General features: G+C 71.6%; 22 protein-coding genes. 3 read left to right on the top strand and 19 right to left on the bottom strand.

The annotated features are described in order from the left end of the window. Positions 1-12 precede the first annotated feature (12 nt). From OHU74_RS30595 to OHU74_RS30525, 15 genes are all read right to left on the bottom strand, one after another. Positions 13-1,437 carry an aspartate aminotransferase family protein gene (locus OHU74_RS30595; RefSeq protein WP_371618859.1) on the bottom strand — a complete coding sequence of 475 codons (1,425 nt, stop codon included), beginning with the start codon at positions 1,435-1,437 and terminating at the stop codon, positions 13-15. Then, positions 1,434-2,465: an adenosyl-hopene transferase HpnH gene (gene hpnH, locus OHU74_RS30590; RefSeq protein ID WP_371618858.1), complete on the bottom strand. Its 1,032-nt coding sequence runs from the start codon at positions 2,463-2,465 to the stop codon at positions 1,434-1,436. The genes OHU74_RS30595 and hpnH overlap by 4 nt, the downstream gene beginning before the upstream one ends. A gap of 5 nt (positions 2,466-2,470) precedes the next feature. After that, positions 2,471-3,151, bottom strand: coding sequence for a 1-hydroxy-2-methyl-2-butenyl 4-diphosphate reductase (locus tag OHU74_RS30585; RefSeq protein WP_371618857.1), 681 nt, complete (start codon positions 3,149-3,151; stop codon positions 2,471-2,473). Next, complete coding sequence (shc, locus tag OHU74_RS30580) at positions 3,151-5,253, bottom strand: squalene--hopene cyclase (RefSeq protein WP_371618856.1); 2,103 nt, start codon at positions 5,251-5,253, stop codon at positions 3,151-3,153. Before shc ends, OHU74_RS30585 begins: the two co-directional genes overlap by 1 nt. Positions 5,254-5,378: 125 nt before the next feature. Beyond that, positions 5,379-6,473 carry a polyprenyl synthetase family protein gene (locus tag OHU74_RS30575; protein WP_330299590.1) on the bottom strand — a complete coding sequence of 365 codons (1,095 nt, stop codon included), beginning with the start codon at positions 6,471-6,473 and terminating at the stop codon, positions 5,379-5,381. A gap of 95 nt (positions 6,474-6,568) precedes the next feature. Then, positions 6,569-7,942 carry a hydroxysqualene dehydroxylase HpnE gene (hpnE, locus tag OHU74_RS30570; protein ID WP_371618855.1) on the bottom strand — a complete coding sequence of 458 codons (1,374 nt, stop codon included), beginning with the start codon at positions 7,940-7,942 and terminating at the stop codon, positions 6,569-6,571. Between the two features lie 100 nt (positions 7,943-8,042). Beyond that, positions 8,043-9,011: a presqualene diphosphate synthase HpnD gene (gene hpnD, locus OHU74_RS30565; RefSeq protein ID WP_371618854.1), complete on the bottom strand. Its 969-nt coding sequence runs from the start codon at positions 9,009-9,011 to the stop codon at positions 8,043-8,045. Continuing rightward, positions 9,008-9,919 carry a squalene synthase HpnC gene (gene hpnC, locus OHU74_RS30560; RefSeq protein WP_371618853.1) on the bottom strand — a complete coding sequence of 304 codons (912 nt, stop codon included), beginning with the start codon at positions 9,917-9,919 and terminating at the stop codon, positions 9,008-9,010. Before hpnC ends, hpnD begins: the two co-directional genes overlap by 4 nt. A gap of 358 nt (positions 9,920-10,277) precedes the next feature. Then, complete coding sequence (locus OHU74_RS30555) at positions 10,278-11,057, bottom strand: ABC transporter ATP-binding protein (RefSeq protein WP_371618852.1); 780 nt, start codon at positions 11,055-11,057, stop codon at positions 10,278-10,280. Further along, complete coding sequence (locus tag OHU74_RS30550) at positions 11,050-11,979, bottom strand: ABC transporter permease (protein ID WP_371618851.1); 930 nt, start codon at positions 11,977-11,979, stop codon at positions 11,050-11,052. The genes OHU74_RS30555 and OHU74_RS30550 overlap by 8 nt, the downstream gene beginning before the upstream one ends. Positions 11,980-12,075: 96 nt before the next feature. Further along, positions 12,076-12,948 carry a glycosyltransferase family 2 protein gene (locus OHU74_RS30545; protein ID WP_371619866.1) on the bottom strand — a complete coding sequence of 291 codons (873 nt, stop codon included), beginning with the start codon at positions 12,946-12,948 and terminating at the stop codon, positions 12,076-12,078. Between the two features lie 8 nt (positions 12,949-12,956). After that, positions 12,957-13,736, bottom strand: coding sequence for a CDP-alcohol phosphatidyltransferase family protein (locus tag OHU74_RS30540; protein WP_330299583.1), 780 nt, complete (start codon positions 13,734-13,736; stop codon positions 12,957-12,959). Then, complete coding sequence (locus tag OHU74_RS30535) at positions 13,714-14,775, bottom strand: iron-containing alcohol dehydrogenase family protein (RefSeq protein ID WP_371618850.1); 1,062 nt, start codon at positions 14,773-14,775, stop codon at positions 13,714-13,716. Before OHU74_RS30535 ends, OHU74_RS30540 begins: the two co-directional genes overlap by 23 nt. Next, complete coding sequence (locus OHU74_RS30530; RefSeq protein WP_371618849.1) at positions 14,763-15,515, bottom strand: sugar phosphate nucleotidyltransferase; 753 nt, start codon at positions 15,513-15,515, stop codon at positions 14,763-14,765. The genes OHU74_RS30535 and OHU74_RS30530 overlap by 13 nt, the downstream gene beginning before the upstream one ends. Next, positions 15,512-17,311 (bottom strand): DUF5941 domain-containing protein, encoded by a 1,800-nt coding sequence (locus OHU74_RS30525; protein ID WP_371619865.1) that lies wholly within the window; start codon positions 17,309-17,311, stop codon positions 15,512-15,514. The genes OHU74_RS30530 and OHU74_RS30525 overlap by 4 nt, the downstream gene beginning before the upstream one ends. Before the next feature lie 435 nt (positions 17,312-17,746). Between OHU74_RS30525 and OHU74_RS30520 the strand changes: the two genes are divergently transcribed. Next, entirely contained in the window at positions 17,747-19,054 is a 1,308-nt protein-coding gene (locus tag OHU74_RS30520) for a GNAT family N-acetyltransferase (RefSeq protein WP_371618848.1), read from the top strand. Between the two features lie 167 nt (positions 19,055-19,221). After that, complete coding sequence (idi, locus tag OHU74_RS30515; RefSeq protein ID WP_371618847.1) at positions 19,222-19,821, top strand: isopentenyl-diphosphate Delta-isomerase; 600 nt, start codon at positions 19,222-19,224, stop codon at positions 19,819-19,821. Between the two features lie 21 nt (positions 19,822-19,842). On the opposite strand, the gene OHU74_RS30510 is transcribed toward idi, so the two are convergent. Both OHU74_RS30510 and OHU74_RS30505 read right to left on the bottom strand, forming a co-directional pair. Further along, complete coding sequence (locus OHU74_RS30510; protein WP_371619864.1) at positions 19,843-20,364, bottom strand: ATP-binding protein; 522 nt, start codon at positions 20,362-20,364, stop codon at positions 19,843-19,845. A gap of 130 nt (positions 20,365-20,494) precedes the next feature. After that, positions 20,495-21,226 carry an HdeD family acid-resistance protein gene (locus tag OHU74_RS30505; RefSeq protein WP_371618846.1) on the bottom strand — a complete coding sequence of 244 codons (732 nt, stop codon included), beginning with the start codon at positions 21,224-21,226 and terminating at the stop codon, positions 20,495-20,497. 93 nt (positions 21,227-21,319) lie between these two features. On the opposite strand from OHU74_RS30505, the gene OHU74_RS30500 reads away from it, so the two are divergent. Further along, positions 21,320-22,141 (top strand): enoyl-CoA hydratase/isomerase family protein, encoded by an 822-nt coding sequence (locus OHU74_RS30500; protein WP_371618845.1) that lies wholly within the window; start codon positions 21,320-21,322, stop codon positions 22,139-22,141. On the opposite strand, the gene OHU74_RS30495 is transcribed toward OHU74_RS30500, so the two are convergent. Then, on the bottom strand, positions 22,116-22,754 hold the full coding sequence (locus tag OHU74_RS30495) for a DJ-1/PfpI family protein (protein WP_371618844.1): 639 nt from the start codon (positions 22,752-22,754) through the stop codon (positions 22,116-22,118). The two genes, OHU74_RS30500 and OHU74_RS30495, sit on opposite strands and share 26 nt — an antisense overlap. Before the next feature lie 116 nt (positions 22,755-22,870). After that, positions 22,871-23,833 carry a GlxA family transcriptional regulator gene (locus tag OHU74_RS30490; protein ID WP_371618843.1) on the bottom strand — a complete coding sequence of 321 codons (963 nt, stop codon included), beginning with the start codon at positions 23,831-23,833 and terminating at the stop codon, positions 22,871-22,873. Between the last annotated feature and the right edge of the window lie 41 nt (positions 23,834-23,874).

Raw genomic sequence — 23,874 nt, 5'->3', positions numbered from 1 at the left:
ACCAGAACCGGATCACCGGTTGGCGACGGCCTGCTTCACCAGCGTCCGGCCGAAGTCCCACATCAGCGCGCCCCCGCCGTGCGCCTCGTCCATGACCTCGCGGAAGGCCCCGACGAACCGGTCGACGTCCGCCTCGTCCACGATCAGCGGCGGAATGAGCTTGATCACTTCCAGGTGGTCCCCGGACACCTGCGTGAGGATCCGGTGCTTCTGCAGCAGCGGCACCACGACCATCTGCGCGAACAGCCCCTTGCGGGCCGCCTGCAGCATGGTCCACCGGCTCCGCAGCCCCAGCGAGGACGGCCGGCCGAACTCGATGCCGATCATCAGCCCGCGCCCCCGTACCTCGTGGAGCAGTTCGTACTCGTCCACGAGCGCGGCGAGCCGGCCGCGCAGCAGGTCGCCCATGGCGCGTGCGTTGGCCACCACCCCCTCGTCCTCCATGACCGAGAGCACCGCGAGCCCGGCCGCCATCGCCTGCGCGTTGGAGCCGAAGCTCGCGGAGTGCACGAGCACGCGGTCCATGGAGGAGTAGACGCGTTTGAAGATCCAGTCCTTGCCCAGGGTGGCGCCGACCGGTACGTAGCCTCCGCTGAGGGCCTTGGCCACGCACACCAGGTCCGGTTCCACTCCGGCCTCGTGCTGGTAGGCGTAGAACTCCCCGGTGCGTCCGAGGCCCGTCTGCACCTCGTCCGCGATCAGCAGGGCCTTGTGCCGGTGCAGCAGCTCCTGCGCGGCGAGCAGGAATCCGGGCGGGGCGGCGAGCACCCCCTTGCCCTGGATCGGCTCGACCACGAAGGCCGCCACGTCCCCCTTCCGCAGTTCCCGCTCCAGTGCGGCCAGGTCGCCCAGCGCGATCCCGGTGTCGGGCAGCAGGGGGGCGAATCCCTCCCGGAAGCCGCCCTCACCGTTCACCGAGAGCGAGCCGGCCGTGAGCCCGTGGAAGGCGTGGTCGCAGTAGAGGATCCTGGGCCGCCCGGTGGCGTACCGGGCGAACTTCAGGGCGGTCTCCACCGCCTCGGTGCCGCTGTTGCCGAAGAACACCCGGTCCAGGTGCGGGCTGTACGAGAGCAGCTTCTCCGCCAACAGCCCGGGGAGCGGCTGGCAGTCGAAGCGGGTGAGGTCGGCGAGCTGGGCGTCCAGGACGTCGTGCAGGGCCTGTCTGACCACCGGGTGGTGGCGGCCCAGGCCCATCACCCCGAACCCGGCGAGCATGTCCAGGTAGTCGTTGCCCTCGGCGTCCCAGAAGTGGGCTCCCTCGGCCCGCTCGTAGACCTTGTCGAAGCCGATGGTGTGCAGCATCCGGGGCAGTTGGTGGTTGAGGTGACGGGCGTGCAGCTCGTACCGTTCCCCACCGCGCGCGGCCAGCAGTGCGCCGAGGTCGAAGCCCCCGGCCCGGTCCGCCCGGCCGCCCTCCCCCGCCCGGCCCCCGCTCATGCCGAGGTGCCCCGGCTTCCGCCCACCGTCTCCCGGACCGCGCGCAGCGACTCCTTCAGCGAGCCCATGGTGGCGAGGACCGCCGTGGGCTCGTACCCGCAGTGCGCCATGCAGTTCGCGCAGCGCGGGTCCTTTCCGCGGCCGTACTTGCTCCAGTCCGTGTCCTCGATGAGTTCCCGGTACGTGGGCACGTAGCCGTCGCTCATCAGATAGCAGGGCCGCTGCCAGCCGAAGAGGGAGTAATTCGGAATGGCCCATGCGGTGCAGGGGAAATCGGCCTTGCCTTCCAGGAAGTCCAGGAAGAGCGGGGAGTGGTTGAGCCGCCAGCGCCGCCGGTTTCCGCCCGCGAAGGCCTTCTTGAAGAGTTCGCGGGTCTGTTCCACGCCCAGGAAGTGCTCCTGGTCGGGGGCCTTCTCGTAGGCGTAGGCGGGCGAGATCATCATTTCGTCGACCTGGAGGTCGTCATTGAGGTAGTTGAGGACCTCGATGATGGTCTGCGGGGTGTCGGTGTTGAAGAAGGTGGAGTTGGTTGTCACCCGGAACCCGCGCTTCTTCGCCTCCTTGATGGCCGCGACCGCCTCGTCGAAGACCCCTTCCTTGGCCACGGACTCGTCGTGGCGTTCGCGCAGTCCGTCGATGTGCACGGCGAAGGCGAAGTAGGGGGACGGGGTGAACTTCTCGATCTTCTTGCGGAGCAGCATCGCGTTGGTGCAGAGGAAGACGTACTTCCGCTTCGCTACGAGCTGACGCACGATCTCGTCGATCTGCGGGTGCATCAACGGTTCGCCGCCGGCGATGGACACCATCGGCGCGCCGGACTCCAGTACGGCGCCGACGGCCTGGGCCACGGGCATGCGCTGCTTGAGCACCCCGGCCGGGTGCTGGATCTTTCCACATCCCTCGCAGGCCAGATTGCAGGCGTAGAGCGGTTCCAGCTCGACGATGAGCGGGAACTTCTCACGCTTGCGGAGCTTCTGTTCGAGCAGGTACGTCCCGACCCTGATGGTCTGTCGCAGTGGCATGGCCATCTGGCTCACCTCCTGGGGAGCAGCAAAGAACGGTGCCAGTCATAAAACGCGGGCAGTACGGCACGCAGTACGCGAAAGGCCGATATTCCTCCGCGAACAGTGCCAATGCGGACGAGCTCATGCTCCGGAGCGTCCACGATCACCCGGACGGCCGCAACCGGGCGGTCCGCGCCGGGGCCGCCGGGTCCGGCGGGTCCTCCCCGGGCCGCGGTCCACAAGGTGGCCGCCGATTCCATGTCGACCCCGATGGCGCCGGTGGCGCGCAGTTCCGCGCGCTCCTGGCCCCGGACGACGTGGTCGGATCCGGTCAGTGCACCGAGGTGTACGGTCCGGCCGGGTACGGCCCGGGCCAGTGCCTCGGCGAGCAGGGCGGTACCGGCGCAGGCGACCGTGCCGCGCGGGTCCCGGGTCTCCTCGGCGACGATCAGGTCGCCGGGGCTCATGCCGGGCAGCAGCCCGGCGCAGAATCCGGTGGCCAGCACCGCGGCCCCGCGCAGCGCGGGGCCCGCCAGGGCGCGGCCGACGGCGCGTTCGGCCGCGCGGGGGCCCATGCCGGTGCGCAGGACCTCGTAGCGCTCGGGCGCACCCGCCGCGCTGCCGCTGCGCAGGGCCGTCCGCTCGATGCGCAGCGCACAGGCGACGAGCAGCGGCGGCGGGCCGGTGGCGGCTTCGCGGTCCGGGCGCATCAGGCCCCCTCGCCGGCCGGGGAGGCGGCGGGGTGCGCGTCCGGGGAGGCTTCGGGGTCTTCCGCGTGGTGCGCGGCCGGGGAGGCGGGCACGGCCGGGAACACGCTCGGATCCGCGTACCGCCCGTCCGGGCCGAACGGCTCCCCGTACAGGTAGCGGCCGAGCGCCGTCAGCGGGAACACCTGCCGGTACAGGTGGTAGTTGATGGAGAAGTCCCAGGGGAATCCGGTCCCCGTGAAGTACGGCTCGTCCCAGGTGCCGTCCGCGCGCTGGGTCCCGACGAGGTACGCGATCCCCCGCCGGACCGCGTCCCCCTCGCGCTCCCCCGCCGACAGCAGGGCCATCAGCGCCCAGGCCGTCTGCGAGGCCGTCGAGGGCCCCTTCCCGGCCCAGGACGGGTCCTTGTAGGAACGCTGGTCCTCGCCCCACCCGCCGTCCTCGTTCTGTACGGATTCCAGCCAGCCCACGGCCCGCCGGATCGCGGGGTGCGAGGGGGCGAACCCGGCGGCGGTCAGGGCCGGGACCACCGAGCCGGTCCCGTAGACGTAGTTGGTGCCCCAGCGGCCGAACCAACCGCCGTCCGGCTCCTGTTCGGCGAGCAGCCAGGCGATCCCGCGCCGGGTGCGGGCATCGCCCGCCTTGCCCTCGACGGCGAGCATCTCGACGACGTGGGCGGTGACGTCCGCCGAGGGCGGGTCGATCACCTCGCCGAAATCGCAGAAGGGCAGCTTGTTGGGCAGGGGGCTGGTGTTGTCTGCGTCGAAGGCACCCCAGGCGCCGTTCTTCGACTGCATGCCGAGATTCCAGGACACCCCGCGGGCGATGGCGGCTTCGAGGCGTGCCGGGTCGGGGTGTTTGACGCGGCGCAGCGCGAGGACCACCTCGGCCGTGTCGTCGATGTCGGGGTAGTTGTCGTTGTGGAACTCGAACGCCCAGCCGCCCGGGGCCAGTCCGGGGCGGCGCACGGCCCAGTCGCCGCTGCGCACGATCTCTTCGCCGAGCATCCAGTCGGCGGCCTTGACCAGGGCCGGGTGGTCGGGGCTCAGTCCGGCGTCGGCCAGCGCGATGGCGGCCAGACAGGTGTCCCACACCGGGGACTGGCAGGCCTCGATCATCCGGGCCCCGTCCGCGCGCCAGACCGCGAACCGGTCCAGGGACTCCAGCCCGGCCCGCATCACCGGGTGGCGCAGGTCGTAGCCGAGCAGGTGCAGGGCGATGACGGAGTACACGGCGGGCGGCTGGATCCCGCCCCAGCAGCCGTCGTTCTCCTGGCGCTCCACGATCCAGCGGCCGGCGCTCGCCATGGCCGCCTTGCGCAGGCGGCGCGGGGCGAACCGGCGGTAGACGTGCAGGGCCTTGTCCATCCGCTGGAAGGCTCCGCCCCAACTCGCCAGCGGGGCGAGCCTCTTGACCGGGTTCGGGTTCCGCGCGTCGGTGTGCAGCTCGTCCAGCGCGAAGGGGGCCGGGCGAACCGGGCGCAGCGCGGAGACCACGGTGAGCGGGACGATGGTCTGCCGGGCCCAGCAGCCGAAGTCGTAGATGTTCAGCGGCACCCAGGGCGGCAGGAAGACCAGCTCGGGCGGGAGTTCGGGCAGGTGGTCCCAGTTCCACCAGCCGAACAGCGCCAGCCAGATGCGGGTGAAGACGCGGGCTCCGGCGATTCCCCCGTGGGCCCGGATCCATGCGGAGGCGCGGGCCATGTGCGGGGCGCCCGGGTCGTCCCCGGCGAGGCGCAGGGCCACGTAGGCCTCGATGGTGGCGGAGAGGTCCGGGGGGCCGCCGTGGAAGGTGGCCCAGGTGCCGTCGCTCTGCTGTTCTGCGCGGATGAACAGTCCGGCGGCGTGCGTGGTCGCCTCGTCGAGGATTCCGAGGAACTGCCGCAGCAGCAGGTCCTCCGCGTCCATGGTGACGTTGGTCTCCAGGTCGCCCTTCCACCAGCCGGCCTCGTCCTGCCGGTCGAGCAGGTTGCGCACGGCCCTCGCCGTGGCCTCGTGCGCGTCGCGCAGCGGGCCCGGCGGGGCCCCCTCGCGGGTGGCCCCCTCGCGGATGGCGCTGTCCGGTGCGGCTGCGGTGGGGCCGCCGCCGTCGGTCGTCGCTGTCATGGCTTCCCCTTTGTGTGCAGTGTCCTCTGCTGTCCTCCGCTGTACTGGGGGTTGCCGTCGGCCGGTACTACGGGCAGGCAGTACCGGCCGGCGACTGGCGAGTCATATGCGCGTACGGGTGGCGATCACCTCTTGCGCACGACGACGAAGTCGGCGAGGGCCACGAGCTGGTCGCGCACCTTCTGGTCCATGTCCACGTCGTCGAGGGCCTTGATCGCCACCGCGTGCTGGCGGCGCGCCTCGTCGGCGGTCCACTGGCGGCCGCCGGCCGCCTCGATGAGCGCGGCGCGGGCGGCGAACTCCTCCTCCGAGAAGTTCTCGAAGTCGTTGCTCTTGGCGTCGGCGGCGAGCAGTTCGGCGAGCTCTTCGCAGGCCGGTCCGCCGGCCGCGAGGGCGGCGACGACGGGCAGGGACTTCTTGCGCTGGCGCAGGTCGCTCCAGGTCTGCTTGCCGGTGGACTCCGGGTCGCCCCAGATGCCGAGGAGGTCGTCGACGGCCTGGAAGGCCAGGCCGAGGTGGTAGCCGTACTCCTCCAGCTTGTCGGCCGTACGGTCGTCCGCGCCGCCGAGGACGGCGCCGATGGAGACCGCGCAGGCGAGCAGGGCGCCGGTCTTGTTGCCCTCCATCTCCAGGCATTCCTCGACGCTGACGCTCTCGCGGTGCTCGTAGGAGATGTCCTGGGCCTGGCCGTCGATGAGCTTGCGGCTGGCGGTGGTCAGGCGCATGGCGGCGCGCCCGGCCTCGACCGTGCCGAGCTCCAGGAGCACCTCGTTGGCCAGGGCGAACAGGGCGTCGCCGACCAGGATCGCGAGGGCCGGTCCGTGGACCTTCCACACGGTGTCGCGGTGGCGGCGCTGCTCGTCGCCGTCCATCAGGTCGTCGTGGAGCAGCGAGAAGTTGTGGACGAGCTCGACCGCGACGGCTCCCGGGATGCCCACCTCGGCCGCGGCGCCCGCGGCCTCGGCGGAGAGCAGGGCGAGGGCGGGGCGGACGGCTTTGCCGCCGTCGCCGTCCGCCGGGTTTCCGTAGGCGTCGATCCAGCCGAAGTGGTAGGCGGCGACGGTGTCCATGGGCGCGGCGAGCCGGTCCACGGCGGCGCGGAGCACGGGCGTCGAGAGCGTACGGCCGCGTTCGAGGAGGGCGAGCGTGTCCGCCTTCTCCCCGCCGGCCGGGCCCGCACTGGCGTCCGTGTTCTCGACGGCCGGATTCCCCGGGTTCACTGGCTCTCCTCTGGTTCCTGTACGTACTGCGGTGCGTGGTGCTGCGGTGCCGGTAGCGGTGGTACCGATGAAGCCGGTGGTGCCGGCGGTGGTGGTCATGCCGCCTCCTGCAGGGGGTGTTCGCGGTGGCGGCCCAGCGCGGCGAGTGCGGCCTGGGCCGCGCTCAGTCCGCTGCGGACGGCGCTCTCCATGGTCGCGGGCCAACCGGTCGCGGTCCACGCACCGGCGAGGTAGAGCCCCGGCGTGTCGGTCCGCGGTCCCGGCCGCAGGCGGCCGACGCCGGGGGTGGGGGCGAAGGTGGCGGTGCGCTCCCGGGTCACGAAGAAGTCCCGTACCTTGGCGCCGCGCGCCGCCGGCAGCAGCCGTTCCAGCTCGGGCAGGTACTTGGCGCGCAGTACGGAGACGGGCTCGTCGATGTCCTCGTGGGCGACCGACTGGGACAGGGCCAGGTACTGGCCGCCGTCGGGGAGTCCGGAGGACTCGGTGCGGTCGAAAACCCACTGGACCGGGGAGCCGAGGGCCGCGAAGAACGGCTGCTTGACCACCTTGCGGTCGTAGACCACGTGGACGTTGAGGATCGGCGCGGTGCCGATGTCGAGGAGCTTGTCGGGGTCGGCGAGGGCTCCGGCCGGGAGCAGCCCGTGCGCCTCGCGCTGCGGGACGGCGAGGACCACGGCGGCGGCGTCCAGGGACTCGCCCTCCGTGTCGACGCGCCAACCGCCGTCTTCGGTACGGGAGATGCCCGTGACCCGGGTGCGCAGCTCGGTCCGCACGCCGGCCGCGTCGAGGGCGCGGCGGGCGAGGACGTCGTGGAGGTCGCCGAGCGGTACGCGGGCCCAGCCGATGTCGGCCGCGCCGTTCTCGGAGAGCAGCCCGGTCTTGAAGACCATCGCGGCCAGGCCCAGCGAGGACTGTTCGGCGGTGGCGTTGAGGGTGGCGATGCCGACGAGGTCCCAGAGCGCTTCGATGGTGCGCGGGGACTGGCCGTAGCGGCCGAGCCAGGTCGCGAAGTCCAGGCCGTCGAGTGCCGGGTCGGCGGGGTCGAGGCGGCGCAGGGCGAGGGCCGCGCGTCCGACGCTCGCCCGTTCGGCGAGCGAGAGGTGGGGGTAGCGGGCGAGGGAGCCGGCCAGGTGCAGGGGGACGGGCAGGGCGCTGCGGCGCAGCCGGCCCAGGCGGGGGCCGCCGGGGTGGGCCACGTCGAGCACGGGTACGTCGAGCCGGTCCTGGAGGGGGGCCAGGTCCGCGCCTTCGATGCGGTCGAGGAACCACCGGTAGGCGGTGCAGCAGCGCAGGTAGACGTGCTGGCCGTTGTCGACGGTGAGGTCGCCGCGCTTGAAGGAGAAGGCGAGGCCGCCGAGCCGGGGCCGGCCTTCCAGCAGGGTCACGCGCAGGCCCGCGTCGGCGAGCTCCAGCGCGGCGGTGACCCCGGCGAGCCCGCCGCCGACCACGACGGCGTGGTTCGCTGTCATACGTCCTCCTCTGTCACCGCGACAGACGCGACCGGGGCGCGTCGGGTTGCCCCGGCCCGCACCGTGGCCGCGACCGGCCGCACCGGCCCGCGGGCCGCCATCAGAGCCGCCTCCGGTTGCTCTGGCGCGAGATGGTCCGCGCGTCGAGCCCGGAGAGCCCGCGGACGGCCACGTACGCCTTCTCGTGCGGCGGCAGCGAGACGCGGCCCCGGAGCACGGCCTCGGGCTCGCGCTCGATGCGGTCGAGCAGACGGCGGTAGATCCCGGCCATCGCGGCGACGCAGGCGCCGCTGCGCCGGTCGAGCAGGGGAAGCAGCCGGTAGCCCTCGACGAACAGGGCGCGGGCGCGCCGGACTTCGTGGTGGACGAGTCCGGCGAAGTCGGCGCCGGCGGGCATCCGCTCGCTGTGGAAGCCCTCCGAGCAGCCGAACTTGGCGAGGTCCTCGGCGGGCAGGTAGGTGCGCCCGTTGCCCGCGTCCTCGCGAACGTCCCTCAGGATGTTGGTGAGTTGCAGCGCGAGGCCGAGGGTGTCGGCGTACTCGCCGGCCCGGGCCGCATCGGGTGCGCCGGGGGTGGTGCCGAACACGCCGAGCGAGAGCCGGCCGATGGCTCCGGCCACGCAGCGGCAGTAGACCTTGAGGTCGTCCCAGGTCTCGTAGGTCTCGCCGCGCACGTCCATGAGGACGCCGTCGATGAGTTCGTCGAGCCCTTCCAGCGGGATGGGGAAGCGGCGCGAGGCGTGTGCGAGGGCGACGGCGACCGGGTCGGTGTCGTCCTCGTCGATCTTCTCGGCGCGGATCCGGCCGAGCAGGGCGCGGGTCTCCTCCAGCCGGGCCAGTTTGACCTCGGGGGCGAGCGTGCCGTCGCCGATGTCGTCGACCCGCCGGGAGAAGGCGTAGAGCGCCGACATGGCTTGGCGTTTGTCGGCGGGCAACAGCCGGATTCCGTAGGCGAAGTTGCGCGCTTGCGAGCCGGTGACGGCCTCGCAGTAGCTGTAGGCCGCCAGTACGGGCGCGGACGGAGCGCCGGGTGCGGACGCGTGTGTGGGGCCCTCCACGGTCGGGCTCACCCCTTTCTCGGCGCTGTGCGCAGGACGGCGGCCACCTCGCGGAGCAGGCCGCTCTTGGTGGGCTTGGGCGGGCCGGGGAGTACGTCGAAGCCGGCGTCGGTGACGGCTCGCAGGGCGGCGCGCCCTCCTCCCACGAAGCCGGCGAGCAGCAGCCGGAGTCTTCCGTGGACGCTACCCACGAGCGGCGTGCCCTCATTCAGGAGATCCCGCGCGCGTTCGGTTTCGAAGGCGACGAGCGCGCGTACGGATGCTCCGGCGGTCGGGGCTCCCAGGTCGGATTCGGCCACGCGGAAGCGCCGCATGTCCTCGCCCGGGAGGTAGATGCGGTCGCGGGCGAGGTCCTCGGCCACGTCCTGGAGGTGTTCGGCGATCTGCAGGGCGGTGCAGACGGCGTCGGAGCGGCGGATCCGCTCGGGGGTGCTGGTGCCGGTGAGGCCGAGGACGAGGCGGCCGACGGGGTTGGCGGAGAGCTCGCAGTAGCCGACCAGGTCGCCGTACGTCTCGTAGCGCGTGACCCGCTGGTCCTGCCGGTTGGCTTCGATGAGCCCGAGGAAGGGTTCGGGGGTGAGCCCGTGGTCGCGTACGACGGGTTGCAGGGCGAGCATCAGGGGGTGGCGCGGGGGGCCGTCCGTGCCGCCGAAGACCCGCTTCAGGTCTGCCTCGAAGGCGTCGAGCATGGCGAGCCGGTCGTCCACGGCGGCGGGATCGAGGCCGAGCAGCACGGCGTCGCCGCCGCCCGGGGCGAGATCGCCGTCGCCGATGTCGTCGACCAGGCGGGCGTAGCCGTAGACCGCCATCAGGCCCCGGCGCCAGGCGCGGGGCAGGAACGCGGGGGCGACGGGGAAGTTCTCGCTGCGGGCCTTGTCGAGGGTGAGACCCCCGGGGCTGATGCCGTGCTCCGGGGTCACCGCCCGCCGCCCGCGGCGGGGACGGCCGTCGTGCCTGGGGGCCGGAGAATTCCCGTAGCCATTGCCGTCACATCTCCCGTTCTACACTGCCAAGCCAATACATCCTATTTCGGACACGCCGCCGGACTTTCCCGGGGTGCCTCAGGCTATTCACCTGTGGGGAATCGTCCCCTCTTGCCCGCGATTGAGGACTGGCCCAGCTTACGCTGTACAACGCCGCGACGGCTCGACGGGTATTCGCTCCGCCACTGATGTCGCCGCCGCCGCCGGAATAAACTTCACGGCAACCTCACGGCAACCCCACGGCATGCCGCGACCCCCGCCGCACGAAGCGGCGGGGGCCGGTGGCCGGGATACGTCAGCTGGTCGCCTTCTCGTACGCCGCGACGACTTCCTCGGTCGGGCCGTCCATCAGGAGTTCGCCCCGTTCCAGCCACAGCACCCGGTCACAGGTGTCGCGGATGGACTTGTTGTTGTGACTCACAAGGAAAACGGTTCCCGCGGTCTTGCGCAGTTCGCGGATGCGTTCCTCGGAACGCACCTGGAACTTCCGGTCACCGGTGGCCAGCGCCTCGTCGATCATCAGGACGTCGTGGTCCTTGGCGGCCGCGATGGAGAAACGCAGGCGCGCGGCCATACCGGAGGAGTAGGTGCGCATCGGCAGGGAAATGAAGTCGCCCTTCTCGTTGATGCCCGAGAAGTCGACGATGCTCTGGTAACGCTCCCTGATCTGCTCACGGCTCATGCCCATCGCGAGACCACCGAGGACCACGTTGCGCTCACCGGTGAGGTCGTTCATCAGCGCGGCGTTGACGCCCAGCAGCGAGGGCTGGCCGTCGGTGTAGACCTTGCCGGACTCGCAGGGCAGCAGCCCGGCGATGGCGCGCAGCAGCGTCGACTTGCCCGAGCCGTTGGAGCCGATGATCCCGATGGCCTCGCCCTGGTACGCGGTGAAGGAGACCCCGCGCACGGCGTGGACACGGCGGACGCCCGGCGAGTCCCCCTTGCGGCGGCGGATTATCTTGCTGAGCGCCGCCGTGGCACTGCCCTTGCCGGAGCTGCCGGTGTTGACCCGGTAGACGATGTGCACGTCGTCGGCGATGACGGTGGGGATGTGCCCCCGGTTGTTCTCAGCCACGGCCGTAACGCTCCTCAGCCTTCCAGAAGTACACGAAGCCGCCGAAGCCGATCACGACGGCCCAGCCGACGGCGAAGGCCCAGACGTGCGGCGGCAGGTTTGAGTGGCCGTACCCGTCGATGAGCGCGTAGCGGATCAGGTCCATGTAGATGGCCGCCGGGTTCCACTGGAGCAGCTCGGCGATCCATTCGGGCTTGCCCTTGAGCATCGTGCCGATCGAGAACATGACGCCGGACGCGTACATCCACGTACGCGTGACGAACGGCATGAGCTGCGCGAGGTCGGGGGTCTTGGAACCCATCCGCGCGAAGATCAGGGCGAGGCCGGTGTTGAAGGCGAACTGGAGCACCAGAGCCGGGATCACCAGGAGCCACGACAGCTTCGGGTAGTTGCCGAAGCCCATCACGACGATGAACACGACGATCATCGAGAACATCAGCTGCTGGAGCTGCTGGAGCGAGAAGGAGATCGGCAGGGAGGCGCGCGGGAAGTGCAGGGCGCGGACCAGGCCGATGTTCGCGGGGATGGCCCGGACACCTGCCATGAGCGAGCTCTGGCTGAAGGTGAAGACGAAGACGCCGATCACCAGGAAGGGGATGTAGTCGTCCTTGTGGATGCCCTTGCCGGCGTTCAGGATCAGGCCGAAGATCAGGTAGTAGACCAGGGCGTTGAGCAGTGGGGTCGCCACCTGCCAGATCTGGCCGAGCTTCGCCTCGCTGTACTGGGCGACCAGCTTGGCCCTGGAGAACGCCAGGATGAAGTGGCGCCGGTCCACCAGCTCCCGGATGTACTGCGGCAGCGTGGGGCGGGCCCCGCTCACGGACAGCCCGTACTTCCTGGCGAGCTCCGCGGGGCTCAGCCCCGCGTCTTCGGACGGCGGCTTGCTCGTGGCGAGGGCGCCATCCTGAGTTGTGTCACTCACAAGATGAAACTTTCCGTCTTCATGATGCGGCAGAAGGTGGCATCGGGCCTGAGGCGATGGGGTCGTGATCGCGCCATGTTCTCAGACGCGGGGGGATCAGATGACAGGCGGTCGGCCCAGCCGGGTCAGCCGCCAGACCGTACGCCACCTCATGGGGCGCCGGGGACCGCAGGGGGTGGTCCACCCCTCCTTGAACCCGCCGAACCAGGCCTTGAGCGCCGGCATCGAGGGCCTGCGCAGGAGCGTCAGGAGGAGCCAGACGCCCACGTAGACCGGGACCAGCGGGGCGGGAAGGTTGCGGCGGGCGAGCCACACCCGGTTGCGGGCCACCATACGGTGATAGACCGCGTGACGGGAGGGGGCCGTCGTGGGGTGCAGGAGCACCATGTCCGCGCGGTAGTCGATCTGCCAGCCGGCGTCGAGCGCCCGCCAGGCCAGGTCGGTCTCCTCGTGGGCGTAGAAGAACTCTCCCGGCAGGTCCCCGACCTGCTCGAACACCTTCGTGCGGACGGCATTGGCGCCGCCCAGGAAGGTGGTCACGCGCGAGGAGCGCAGCGGGTCGGCGGCGCGCAGCCGGGGCACGTGCCGGCGCTGGGTCTCGCCGGTGTCCGGATCGGCGATCCGGAAGCTGACGATCCCGAGCTCCGGGTCCTCGGTGAAGGCCTGCCGGCACAGCTCGGCGGTGTCGGTGCGCTCCAGCAGTCCGTCGTCGTCGAGGAAGAGCAGGGCGTCCACCTCGCGTCCGCCGGGTCCGAAGGCCTCGATGCCCACGTTGCGGCCACCCGGGATGCCCAGGTTTTCGGGCAGCTCGACGGCGCGTACGCCCTCGGGCAGTCCGACGAGCTTCACGCCCTGGCCCACGACGGCCACCTCGACCGGGGGCCCGTCCTGGCGGGCCACCGAGTCGAGGAGCGCCTTGAGCTCGTCGGGCCGGTTGCCCATGGTGATGATCACGGCGCCCAGCCGCATCGGCGTCGTCACTTGAGCCTGCTGGAGGCCATGATCGACACCAGGTGCAGCACGGTCTGGAGGAGCGCGATGCCCGCCAGCACGGCGACGCCGAGCCGGGAGAAGTACAGGTCGCCGCGGACCTGGTCCAGGACGGCCAGCAGCACGATGAGCATCGACGCCTCGATGCCCAGGACGAGGCGGTGGAACTTGAGCGCGGCCGCGGCCCGGCGCGCGAGCGCCATGCCGGAGGAGCGCGGCTCGGCGGCCGACTCCTGGACCGGCGGCTTGCCGGTCTGGTGCCGGGCGACGCCGACCAGGTCGGTCTCGGCCTTGATCAGGATCGCGCCGAGCGCGGCGAGGGTGCCCAGGAAGGCCCACAGCCAGTCGATCCGCCCGGTGCCCCACAGGTCGCTGGCGCGCAGGCCGAAGCCGACCAGGACCGCGGCGTCGCACAGGTAGGCGCCGACCCGGTCCATGTACACGCCGGAGAGCGAGTACTGCTTCTTCCAGCGGGCCACCTCGCCGTCGACGCAGTCGAGCAGCAGGTAGAGCTGGACCATGACCAGGCCGAGCACGGCGCCCCAGACGCCGGGCACCAGCAGGGCCGGGGCGGCGAGGACACCGGCGAGCGTCATCAGGTAGGTCAGCTGGTTGGGCGTGACCTTGGTGCCCACCAGGACCCGGGTGATGCGCAGGGAGATCTCGCGCATGTAGAGGCGTCCGCCCCAGTGCTCGCCACTGCGCCGGTCCTTGACGCCCGGCGGGTGAACGACGGGCCGGAGTTCAGCTACGGATGGTCTGGGCATAGTCGGCGTATGCGTCCCTGATCTCGGCTGCGGACAGGTTGAGGTGCTCCAGGATCGTGAAGCGTCCCGGGCGGGTCTGGGGTGCGTACTCCACGGCCGTGACGAACTCGTCCACGCTGAACCCGATCTCCTCGGGCTGCACGGGCAGGCCGTGGCGCCGCAGCACCTCGACGAAGAGCCCGGACTGCTCGGCGGACCCCCGCAGGTGCATCGCGAAGGCCGCTCCGATGCCGACCTGCTCGCCGTGGAGCGCGGAGCGCCCCGGGAAGAGCAGGTCGAAGGCGTGGCTGATCTCGTGGCAGGCGCCGGACGACGGGCGGGTGTCCCCGCTGATCGCCATGGCGATGCCGGAGAGCACGAGCGCCTCGGAGAGCACGGTGAGGAACTCGTCGTCGCCGCATCCGCCGGGGTGGCGCAGTACGGACTCGCCGGCGGTACGGGCCATGGCGGCGGCCAGGCCGTCGACGGGCTCGCCGGTGACCTTGTGCGAGAGCTCCCAGTCGGCGATGGCCGAGATGTTGGAGATCGCGTCGCCGACCCCGGCGCGGATGAACCGCACCGGGGCCTCCCGGATGACGTCGAGGTCGACGACCATCGCGATCGGCATGGGGACTCCGTAGGAGCCCCGGCCGTTGTCGTTGTCCAGGATGGACACCGGGGAGCAGATGCCGTCGTGGGAGAGGTTGGTGGCGACGGCCACCATGGGCAGCCCGACCCGCGCCGCGGCGTACTTCGCCACGTCGATGATCTTGCCGCCGCCCAGGCCCACGACGGCGTCGTAGCGGCGGCCCTTTATGTCGTCGGCGAGCTTGACCGCGGAGTCGATGGTCCCGTCGACGACGGCGTACCAGTCGGCGTGCGGCAGCACGGGCTCCAGCTTGGCGCGCAGCACCGCGCCGGAGCCTCCGCTGATCGCGATGGCGAGCTTTCCGGACGCGGAGACGCGCTGGTCGGCCAGGAGGCCGGCCAGATCGTCCATCGCCCCCCGGCTGATGTCGACGACAACAGGCGAGGGGATCAGCCGCGTCAGTACAGGCATGCGATCGTCCGGCCCTTGGCGAGGTCGTCGTGGTTGTCGATCTCGACCCACTTGACGTCGCCGATGGGGGCCACGTCGATCGTGAAGCCGTCGTTGACGAGCTGCTGGTAGCCGTCCTCGTAGTAGAGGTCGGGGTCGCGCTCGAAGGTGGTCTTCAGGGCCTCGGCCAGCGCCTCGGCGGCCTCCGGCTCGATGAGGGTGACGCCGATGTACTCGCCGGTGGCGGTGGCGGGGTCCATCAGCTTGGTGATCCGCTGGACGCCCTTGCCCTCGGCGGTGATGACCTTCATCTCCTCGTCGGCCAGGTGCTTGACCGTGTCGAGGGCGAGGATGATCTTCTGGCCCTGGCCGCGGGCGGCGAGCAGGGTCTTCTCCACGGAGACCGGGTGGACGGTGTCGCCGTTGGCGAGGATCACACCCTGCTTCAGGACGTCACGCGCGCACCACAGGGAGTAGGCGTTGTTCCACTCCTCGGCCTTGTCGTTGTCGATCAGCGTGATCTTGACCCCGTACTTGGCCTCCAGGGCCTCCCGGCGCTCGTACACGGCTTCCTTGCGGTAGCCGACGACGATGGCGACCTCGGTGAGGCCCACCTCGGCGAAGTTGCCGAGGGTCAGGTCGAGGACCGTCAGGCTCTCCTCGTCGCCTTCGGGGCCCACGGGTACGAGGGCCTTGGGCAGGGTGTCGGTGTAGGGACGCAGACGGCGTCCGGCACCGGCAGCGAGGACGAGGCCGATCATGCTGGTTCTCCTTCATCATGTACGGCGGGTGCCCCGGAGGAAACCCAGAAGCGGATGCTCTCCACGAGCACCACGAGTGCCACGAACACGGCCAGGGCCGTGAGCGCGACGGGGAAGTCGGTGGCGCGCGATGCCAGGACGGAGGCCAGGACCGTGGTCAACAGGACCCGGCCCTCGTGCCCGCCGGTCGTCCGCACCAGCCAGTGCGGGGGCGCGCCGGTGCCACCGCGGATGCGGTACACCGTGTCGTAGTGATGGTAGGCGACCGCCGCGACCAGTCCGAATGCCGCCGGAAGGGCCCCGGGTACGTCCGCCTTCGCGGCGAGGACCAGGACGGTGGTGTACTCGGCGGCCCGGAACAGCGGCGGGATGAGCCAGTCCAGGGCGCCCTTGAGGGGCACCATGACCGCGGCGCCCGCGAAGAGGGCGTACAGGCCGGCCGAGGCGACGACCTTCCAGCTGCCGAAGGGCTGCTGCCAGACGGCGAAGAGCAGCTGGGCCGTGGCCAGCACCGCGAGGCCGAGGGTTCCCGGCGACTTGGCGCGCAGCAGGGTCAGCGTCCGGCCGACGAGCTCCGCCAGTGGGCCCGAGTCGGCCAGGTCCGCGAGGGCCTGGGCGGCACGGTCGGTCCTGGTGGCCCGGCGGGTCAGCGAGCGCAGGACCCGGCCGGCGGTGGTGTAGAGCGCGCCGAAGGCACAGCCGACGAGGAGGGCGTAGAAGACGGTCCGGGGGCTGGTCACGGCGGTCAGCACCGCGATCATGGCCCAGCGCTCGCCGATCGGCAGGATGATCATCCGGCGGACCCAGACCGTCCAGCCGACGCTGTCGAGCCTGCCGGAGAGGGCCGCGGTGGGGCTCGTATTGGCCGTGGCGTCGTGGTTGGCCTCGTTGAAGGCGAAGTCCACGACGTGCCGGCAGGTCATGAGGATCATGGCGCCGAGCGCCAGGGCCCATACGTCGTCGCCGTTCCTGGCCGCGCCGAGCGCGAGGCCCGCGTAGAAGGAGTACTCCTTCGCGCGGTCGAAGGTGGCGTCGAGCCAGGCGCCCATCGTCGAGTACTGGAGCGCGTACCGGGCGACCTGCCCGTCGACGCAGTCCAGCACGAAGGAGACGAGGAGCAGGACACCGGCGGCGATGTAGCCCCCGCGCTCGCCGGTCGCGGCGCAGCCGGCCGCGATCAGGGCGGTGATCAGGGAGGCGGTGGTGATCTGGTTCGGGGTCAGGCCCCGGCGCGCGCACCAGCGGGCGATGTAGCGCGAGTACGGGCTGATGAAGAAGGTGGTGAAGAACCCGTCGCGGGACTTCACGGCGGTGCGCAGCCGGACGGCCTCGCCGTCGACGGCGGCCACGGCGGCGCTCGCCGCGTCGCGCTCGGCGGCGCTCGCGGGTACGGCGGCGACGAGGGTGCCGAGCTCGGGGCGCTGGACGGCGGTGCCGCCGGCCTCGACCGCGGCGGCGAGCAGGTCCGGGTACGGGCCGCTCTGCTGCTCCGGCGCGCTCGCGGCGAGGGCCGCGGCCCGCTCGAGGGCCGCGCGGGCACCCGGCTTGACCGCGAAGGCCCCGGTGACGGCGCAGGCGTCGAACCGCGGATCGGTCAGCGCGAGCCGCAGGGCGTGCGCGTGCCCGACGAACCCGCCGTCGACGAGGGCGACCCGCTGGTCGGCGGGTACGAGGGCCAGCGCGGCGGCGGTCTCCTGCGGGGTGGCCGCGGGCCGGACGTCGAAGCCGAGGGAGCGCAACTCGTCCGCGAGCGGCGATCCGGGGACCGGCAGGCCGGTGAGGATGACGGTCGGCAGACGAACTCACTCCTTGCGCGAACACACGAAACGGGACATGCGCCAGGACGCACCAGGTGGGGCGGCCGCACGTCGGCAGAGGCTATCGGATGAACGGAAGCAGGGGTTCACCGCCCGTTTACGCCCCGATAAGCCGAATATCCCGGAGCCATGAGCCCCGGCCTGATCATCATTGACGAGAACGCCGGGGGACTCAAACCGTCTCGGTGTTAGCCTGATCGCAGACGTGTGCGAATCCCGGCATTACGTCTCATCCGTGCGATACATCACGAATACGGGAAACGAACGAGGAAGAGGTGGGTTGATGACCGTCGCAGAGGTCGCGGCCACGGGCAGCGACGAACTCCGGTCCATCCTCACCTCCTTCCGGGCATCCGGCCGGGCCTGATCACACCGACGGGCCGGTCGGCCGGAGCCCCCGTTCAAGGGTTCACGTTGACCGACAACACCAACCTCTTCGACCAGACCGACCCCTTCGACGACGACCTCTTCTTCGAGGCCTTCATCGGACTGCACCGCGGACTGCCCCGGCAGTCCCCCGGCTCCGGGGCGACCACCCGCCACCTGCTGTCCCTGTGCGGACCGCTGCCCGAGCGGCCGCGCGTCCTGGACCTGGGCTGCGGTCCGGGACCGAGCGCCCTGCTGCTCGCCGCGGAAGCGGGCGACCGGGGCGCCGATGTCACCGCCGTCGACCTGAACGACGGATTCCTCGACGAGCTCCGCACCGCCGCGGCGGCCCGCGGGCTCGCCGACCGCGTGCACGCCGTCAAGGCGGACATGGCCGACCTCCCCTATCCGGATGGTTCCTTCGACCTCCTCTGGGCCGAGGGGTCCGCCTACAACATCGGCTTCGCCGGCGCGCTCGCCCGGTGGAAGCGGCTCCTCGCACCCGGCGGCACCCTCGTGCTGAGCGAATGCGAATGGACCGTCCCGGAACCCTCCGCAGGGGTCCGCGCCTTCTGGGACCCGCACTACGCGCTGCGCTCCACCGCCCGCAACCTCGCCGCCGTCCAGGCCGCCGGGTACCAGGTGCTCGGCGTCCACCGGCAGCCCGACTCCGACTGGGCCGCGTACTACGGCCCCCTCGGCGAGCGGGTGGCCGCCGCCCCGGAGCCGGCCTCGCCGCAGGCCGCGGCCGCGCTGGGCTTCGTCACCGAGGAGCTCGACGTACGGGCGCGGTACGGGCACGAGTACGGGTACACGGCCTACGTCCTGCGCCCGGCGACGGCCGGTGACGGCGGCTCCTGGCCCACCCGCCCGGAGACCGCGGCCGACACGGCCGCCGTGCACGCGCTCAACTCGGCCGCCTTCGGCACCCCTGCCGAGGCGGACCTCGTGGACGCGCTGCGGGCCGACGGCGCCTGGCTGCCCGGCCTCTCCTACGTGGCCGAGGGCCCGGACGGGTCGGTCGCGGCGCACGCCCTGCTGACCCGGTGCGAGGTGGACGGAGTCCCCGCGCTCGCGCTCGCCCCGGTGGCCACCGACCCGGCGCTCCAGCGCTCGGGCGCCGGCAGCGCGGTCGTACGGGCGCTGCTCGCGGCGGCCAAGGACCGCGGGGAGTCGCTCGTACTCGTCCTCGGGCATCCCGCGTACTACCCGCGCTTCGGTTTCGCACCGGCTTCGCACTTCGGAATCCGGGCGCCTTTCGAGGTGCCCGACGAGGCGATGATGGCGCTGGTGCTGGATGATTCCGTGCCGGTTCCGGCGGGCACGATCACATATCCGGCCCCGTTCGGAATCTGACGCACGGCCGAATCGACGCCCGCGGCCGAATCCGGCGCGTTCGCCGAATGGTTCGTCCCCCGCCGCTTATCACGTGGCGGGGGGCGGACATGCGCGGATCACCGAAGTGGGGACAAACCTCTTTTGTACGGCAGACTGAAGGTCGAAGTCCGAAGCGAAGGATGGGTATGCCGACCACACCAGCCACCGCCGCGAACAGCGCGTCCACCGGCACCGGCACTCAAGAACCGATCATGCTCGAACTGGTCGACGAGTCCGGCAACACCATCGGCACGGCGGAGAAGCTCTCCGCCCATCAGGCCCCCGGTCTGTTGCACCGGGCGTTCTCCGTGTTCCTCTTCGACGAGAAGGGCCGGCTGCTGCTCCAGCAGCGCGCCCTCGGGAAGTACCACTCCCCCGGAGTCTGGTCGAACACGTGTTGCGGTCACCCCTATCCCGGGGAGTCGCCGTTCGCGGCGGCGGCCCGTCGGACCCACGAGGAGCTGGGGCTGTCGCCCTCCCTGCTCGCGGAGGCGGGGACCGTGCGCTACAACCATCCGGACCCGGCATCGGGGCTGGTCGAGCAGGAGTACAACCACCTGTTCGTGGGACTCGCGCAGTCGACCCTGCGGCCGGACCCGGAGGAGATCGCGGACACCGCGTTCGTGACCGCCGCGGAACTGGTGGAGCGCAACGCCGAGGAGCCGTTCTCGGCCTGGTTCATGACGGTGCTGGACGCGGCCAGGCCCGCGATCCGCGAGCTGACGGGCGACGCGGCGGGCTGGTAGGCCCAGGCCCCGGTACGCCGATCAGCTCGCAGGGACCGGCGGGGCGGCGGGTGCCGGGGCGGCGGGTGCGGCGAGCGGCAGGGCCGCCCAGATCACCTTGCCGCCCGTCGAGGTGTGCTCGACGTCGCAGACCCCGCCGGCCTCCAGGGTGATCTCCCTGACGAGCAGGAGCCCCCGGCCGCCGGTCTGGCCGAAATCGGCCTCCAGCGCCTTGGGCCGGTACGGGTGGTTGTCCTCGACGGCCACCCGTACCCACTCCCGGCCGATGGCGACTTCGACCGCGACCTCCGGCGAGAGCAGGGCCGCGTGCCGGACCGAGTTCGTCACCAGCTCGGAGACGATCAGCAGCAGGGAGTAGACCAGGTCCTGATCGGCCGGCACTCCCTGGCGGCCGAGCAGGTCACGGACCGCCCGACGCGCCTGCGGAACGGATTCTTCTAGAGCGGGAGCGGTGAATCGCCACACTCCCTCGTACGCGAGGGGGGCGGCCGGAGCCTCCGGCTCACCCCCCACGACTGGCGGGACGCTCCCGCTGACATCCATCTCCCGGCCCCCGTCTTCACGCTCGATCGTCTCCACACGTCAAGAGTGGGGACCAGACCGGTCCGGACCGGACCGCTGACCAGAAGTCAGCGTCATTCGGACACTTTCTGACCGTTGGCGTATGACAGAGTCAGTTGTTCGACTGTTCCTGATCTTCCGGTCGACGCTTCTCGGCCGCCTCGCGCACCTTGTCCGGCTCGCCTGCCTTGTCCGCCGCGGCGTCCGTAGCTCCTGGGGTCGCGCCGGCCGTCGCCCCGTCCGTCGTCGCGGGCTCGTCCCCGTCCTTGACCAGACCCAGGATGCGGCGCGCACCCATGCCCAGCGCGATCAGGCTGAGGCCGTCGAAGAGCAGCGCGAGGGAGAAGAAGGTTCCGATCACGTACAGACTGCTGCCGGGCCAGTTGGACAGGATCAGGAAGCCCAGCAGGATCCCGAAGGCACCCTGAACCAGGGTCAGCCCGAAGTGCGCGCCGCGCACCACGAGGGCGCCGACCAGCCGGAAGACCCCTCCGGTGAGGAACAGCAGCGCGGCGAACATCGTCAGCGCCTCGGCGCTCGCCTCCGGGCGGCGCAGGATCACGAACCCGGCCGCCATGTTGATCGCGGCGACGATGACGGCGAGCCAGAAGTAGTTGCTCTTGCGCGACTGGAAGGCCTGGAGCAGACCCACCACTCCGCCGGCCAGCAGCAGCCAGCCGAAGAGGAACATGGTGGTCAGGGTGGCGACGCCGGTGTAGATCAGACCCACCAGCCCGGCCAGCACCAGCAGCACGCCGAGCAGGGCCATCACTCCGAAACTGCGGCTGACCTGCTTCTTGTCGGCCTGGTTCTCCCGGGGGCCACCGGTACGGTCTGCGCCCATGGACACGCCACCTCCTCGCACCCCCGAACGGACTCCCCCGCTACCCCGGATCTCTTGATCATAGGTTTGACCGTCCGGGATAGCATCCGGCGCATGGACGCAGCCCCGGGCGCAGCCCTCCTCTCCTCGGTCTCCGAAGGTGTCGCCACCGTCGTGATCTCCCACCCCGCCAAGCGCAACGCCATGACGGCGGCGATGTGGAGCGGGCTGCCGGAGCTGCTGGCCGGGCTGGCCGCCGACCCGGCCGTACGGGTGCTCGTGCTGACCGGAGCCGGTGAGACCTTCTGCGCGGGGGCGGACATCTCCTCACTGACCGGGGACGACGATCCGCAGGCCCTGGCCGTCGCCGCGGAGGAGGCCCTGGCCGCCTTCCCCAAGCCGACGCTGGCCGCGATCCGCGGCTTCTGCGTGGGCGGCGGCAGCCAGCTGGCGGCCGCCTGCGATCTGCGCTTCGCGGAGGAGGGCGCCTCCTTCGGCGTGACCCCGGCGAAGCTGGGCATCGTGTACCCGGCCTCCTCCACCCGGCGGCTCGCGGCGCTGGTGGGACCGGCCGCCGCCAAGTACCTGCTCTTCTCCGCGGAGTTGATCGACGCCGACCGGGCGCTGCGCACGGGCTTCCTGGACGAGCTGCTCCCGGCCGGAGAACTGGCCAAGCGGGTGGCGGAGTTCACCCGGATCCTGACCACCCGCTCGCAGCTCACCCAGGCTTCGGCGAAGGAGTTCGCGGACGGCCGCACGGACCGGGACGCGCACTGGGCGGCGCAGGCCGCGCGGAGCGGGGAGATGGCGGAAGGCGTCGCCGCCTTCCTCGGGCGGCGCGCGCCGGCCTTCACCTGGAGCCCGGAGCCGGAGTCGGAGCCGGGTCCGGCCCCGACCGTGGCCCCGGCGCCTACCGGGACCCCGTCGGCGGAGTGAGCGCGCGGAGCCTCGCGACGAGTTCGGCCGGAGCCTTGTCCGGGGAACCGGCGTCGTAGGGCGGCTGCGGGTCGTACTCGGTCATCAGCTGCACGGTCTGCGCGACCTCGTCCCCGGCGATGCGGCCGAGGAGCGTGAGCCCCATGTCGATCCCGGACGAGACCCCCGCGGCCGTCACGTACTTCCCGTCGAAGACCACCCGCTCGCCGGTGGACTCCACCCCGAACGGCGCCAGCTGGTCCAGGTACAGCCAGTGGCTGGTGGCCCGGCGGCCGTCGAGCAGGCCCGCGGCGGCGAGCAGCAGCGAGCCGGTGCAGACGGAGGTGGTCCAGGTGGTGGTGGCGTCCACGGCCCGCAGCCAGTCGAGAACGGCCGGGTTCTTCATCTCCAGCTCGGGGTGCGGACCGCCGGGCACGACGACGATGTCCGGCCGCATCACCTCACCGAGCCCCTTGTCGGCGACGAGGGCGAGGTTCCCGTTGTCGGTGCGGACGGGGCCGGGCCGCTCGGAGACGAAGACGGTCTCGGCGCCCGGCAGGCGGCCGAGGGTGTCGAAGGGGCCGATGGCGTCGAGGGCGGTGAAGCGGTCGTAGAGCAGTACGGCGATCTGCATGGCTCCTCCGGAGCGGTGGTCGGGTGTCGGTGTCGGGTGTCGGTGTCGGTGTCGGTGTCGGTGTCGGTGTCGGGTGTCGGTTCTCGTTCGTCGTCGGTCCATCGGTACATCGGTCGTCAGCGCGGGGCGCCGAACCGTCTGCGGTACTCCGCCGGGGACTGGCCCAGGGTCTTGACGAAGGCCCGCCGGAGGGCCTCCGGGGTTCCGTACCCGCAGGCCCGGGAGATCTGTGCCACCCCCTCGGCCCCTTCCTCCAGCAGCCGCCGCGCGTGTTCGACCCGCACCCGCTCCACGTACCGCCCCGGCGTGACCCCCGTCTCCGCCTGGAAGGCCCGCGCGAAGTGCCGCGGCGACAGCGCGGCCCGTTCCGCCAGTGCCTCCACGGTCAGGTCCGCCCCCGGATGCTCCGTGATCCAGTGCTGCACGTCCCGCAGCGGCTCCCGCCGCGCCGTCTGAGCGGCCAGCTGCGCGCTGAACTGCGCCTGGTTGCCGGGCCTTCGCAGGTAGACCACCAGGTGCCGGGCGACCGACAGCGCGAGTTCCCGCCCGTGGTCCTCCTCCACCAGCGCCAGTGCGAGGTCGATCCCCGCGGTGACCCCGGCCGAGGTGGCCACCGACCCGTCGCGGACGTAGATCGGGTCCGGTTCGACGGTGACGGCCGGGTAGTCCCGGGCCATCTGCTCGCACACGTACCAGTGCGTCGTCGCGCGCCGCCCGTCCAGCAGGCCTGCCTCGGCCAGCAGCAGTCCGCCCGTGCACACCGACACCAGGCGCTGCGCGTGCCCCCCGTACGCGCGCAGCCAGTCGGTGAGCCTCGGCTCGAAGTCCCCCCGGTAGTGGCCGCCCGGCACCAGCAGCGTCGTCCCGGCGCCCGGCCTCTCCCTCTCCAGGTCCCCGTCGGGTGCCAGCGTCAGCCCGCTGTTCGTGCGGACCGGTGCGCCGTCCAGGGAGACGGTCCGGATCGCGTACCGCGCCGGTCCCGGGTGGCGCTCGGCGCCGGAGAACACCTCCACCGGCCCCGTGACGTCCAGGCTCTGCACTCCGTCGTAGAGCAGCACGAGCACATTTCGCAACGACATGACCTCATCGTGTGACACCCCGCCGATGGCCGCAATGACGT

The sequence above is a fragment of the Streptomyces sp. NBC_00454 genome (assembly GCF_041434015.1).
Classification (GTDB): Bacteria; Actinomycetota; Actinomycetes; order Streptomycetales; family Streptomycetaceae; genus Streptomyces.
This window is presented reverse-complemented; position numbering and strand designations above follow the sequence as displayed.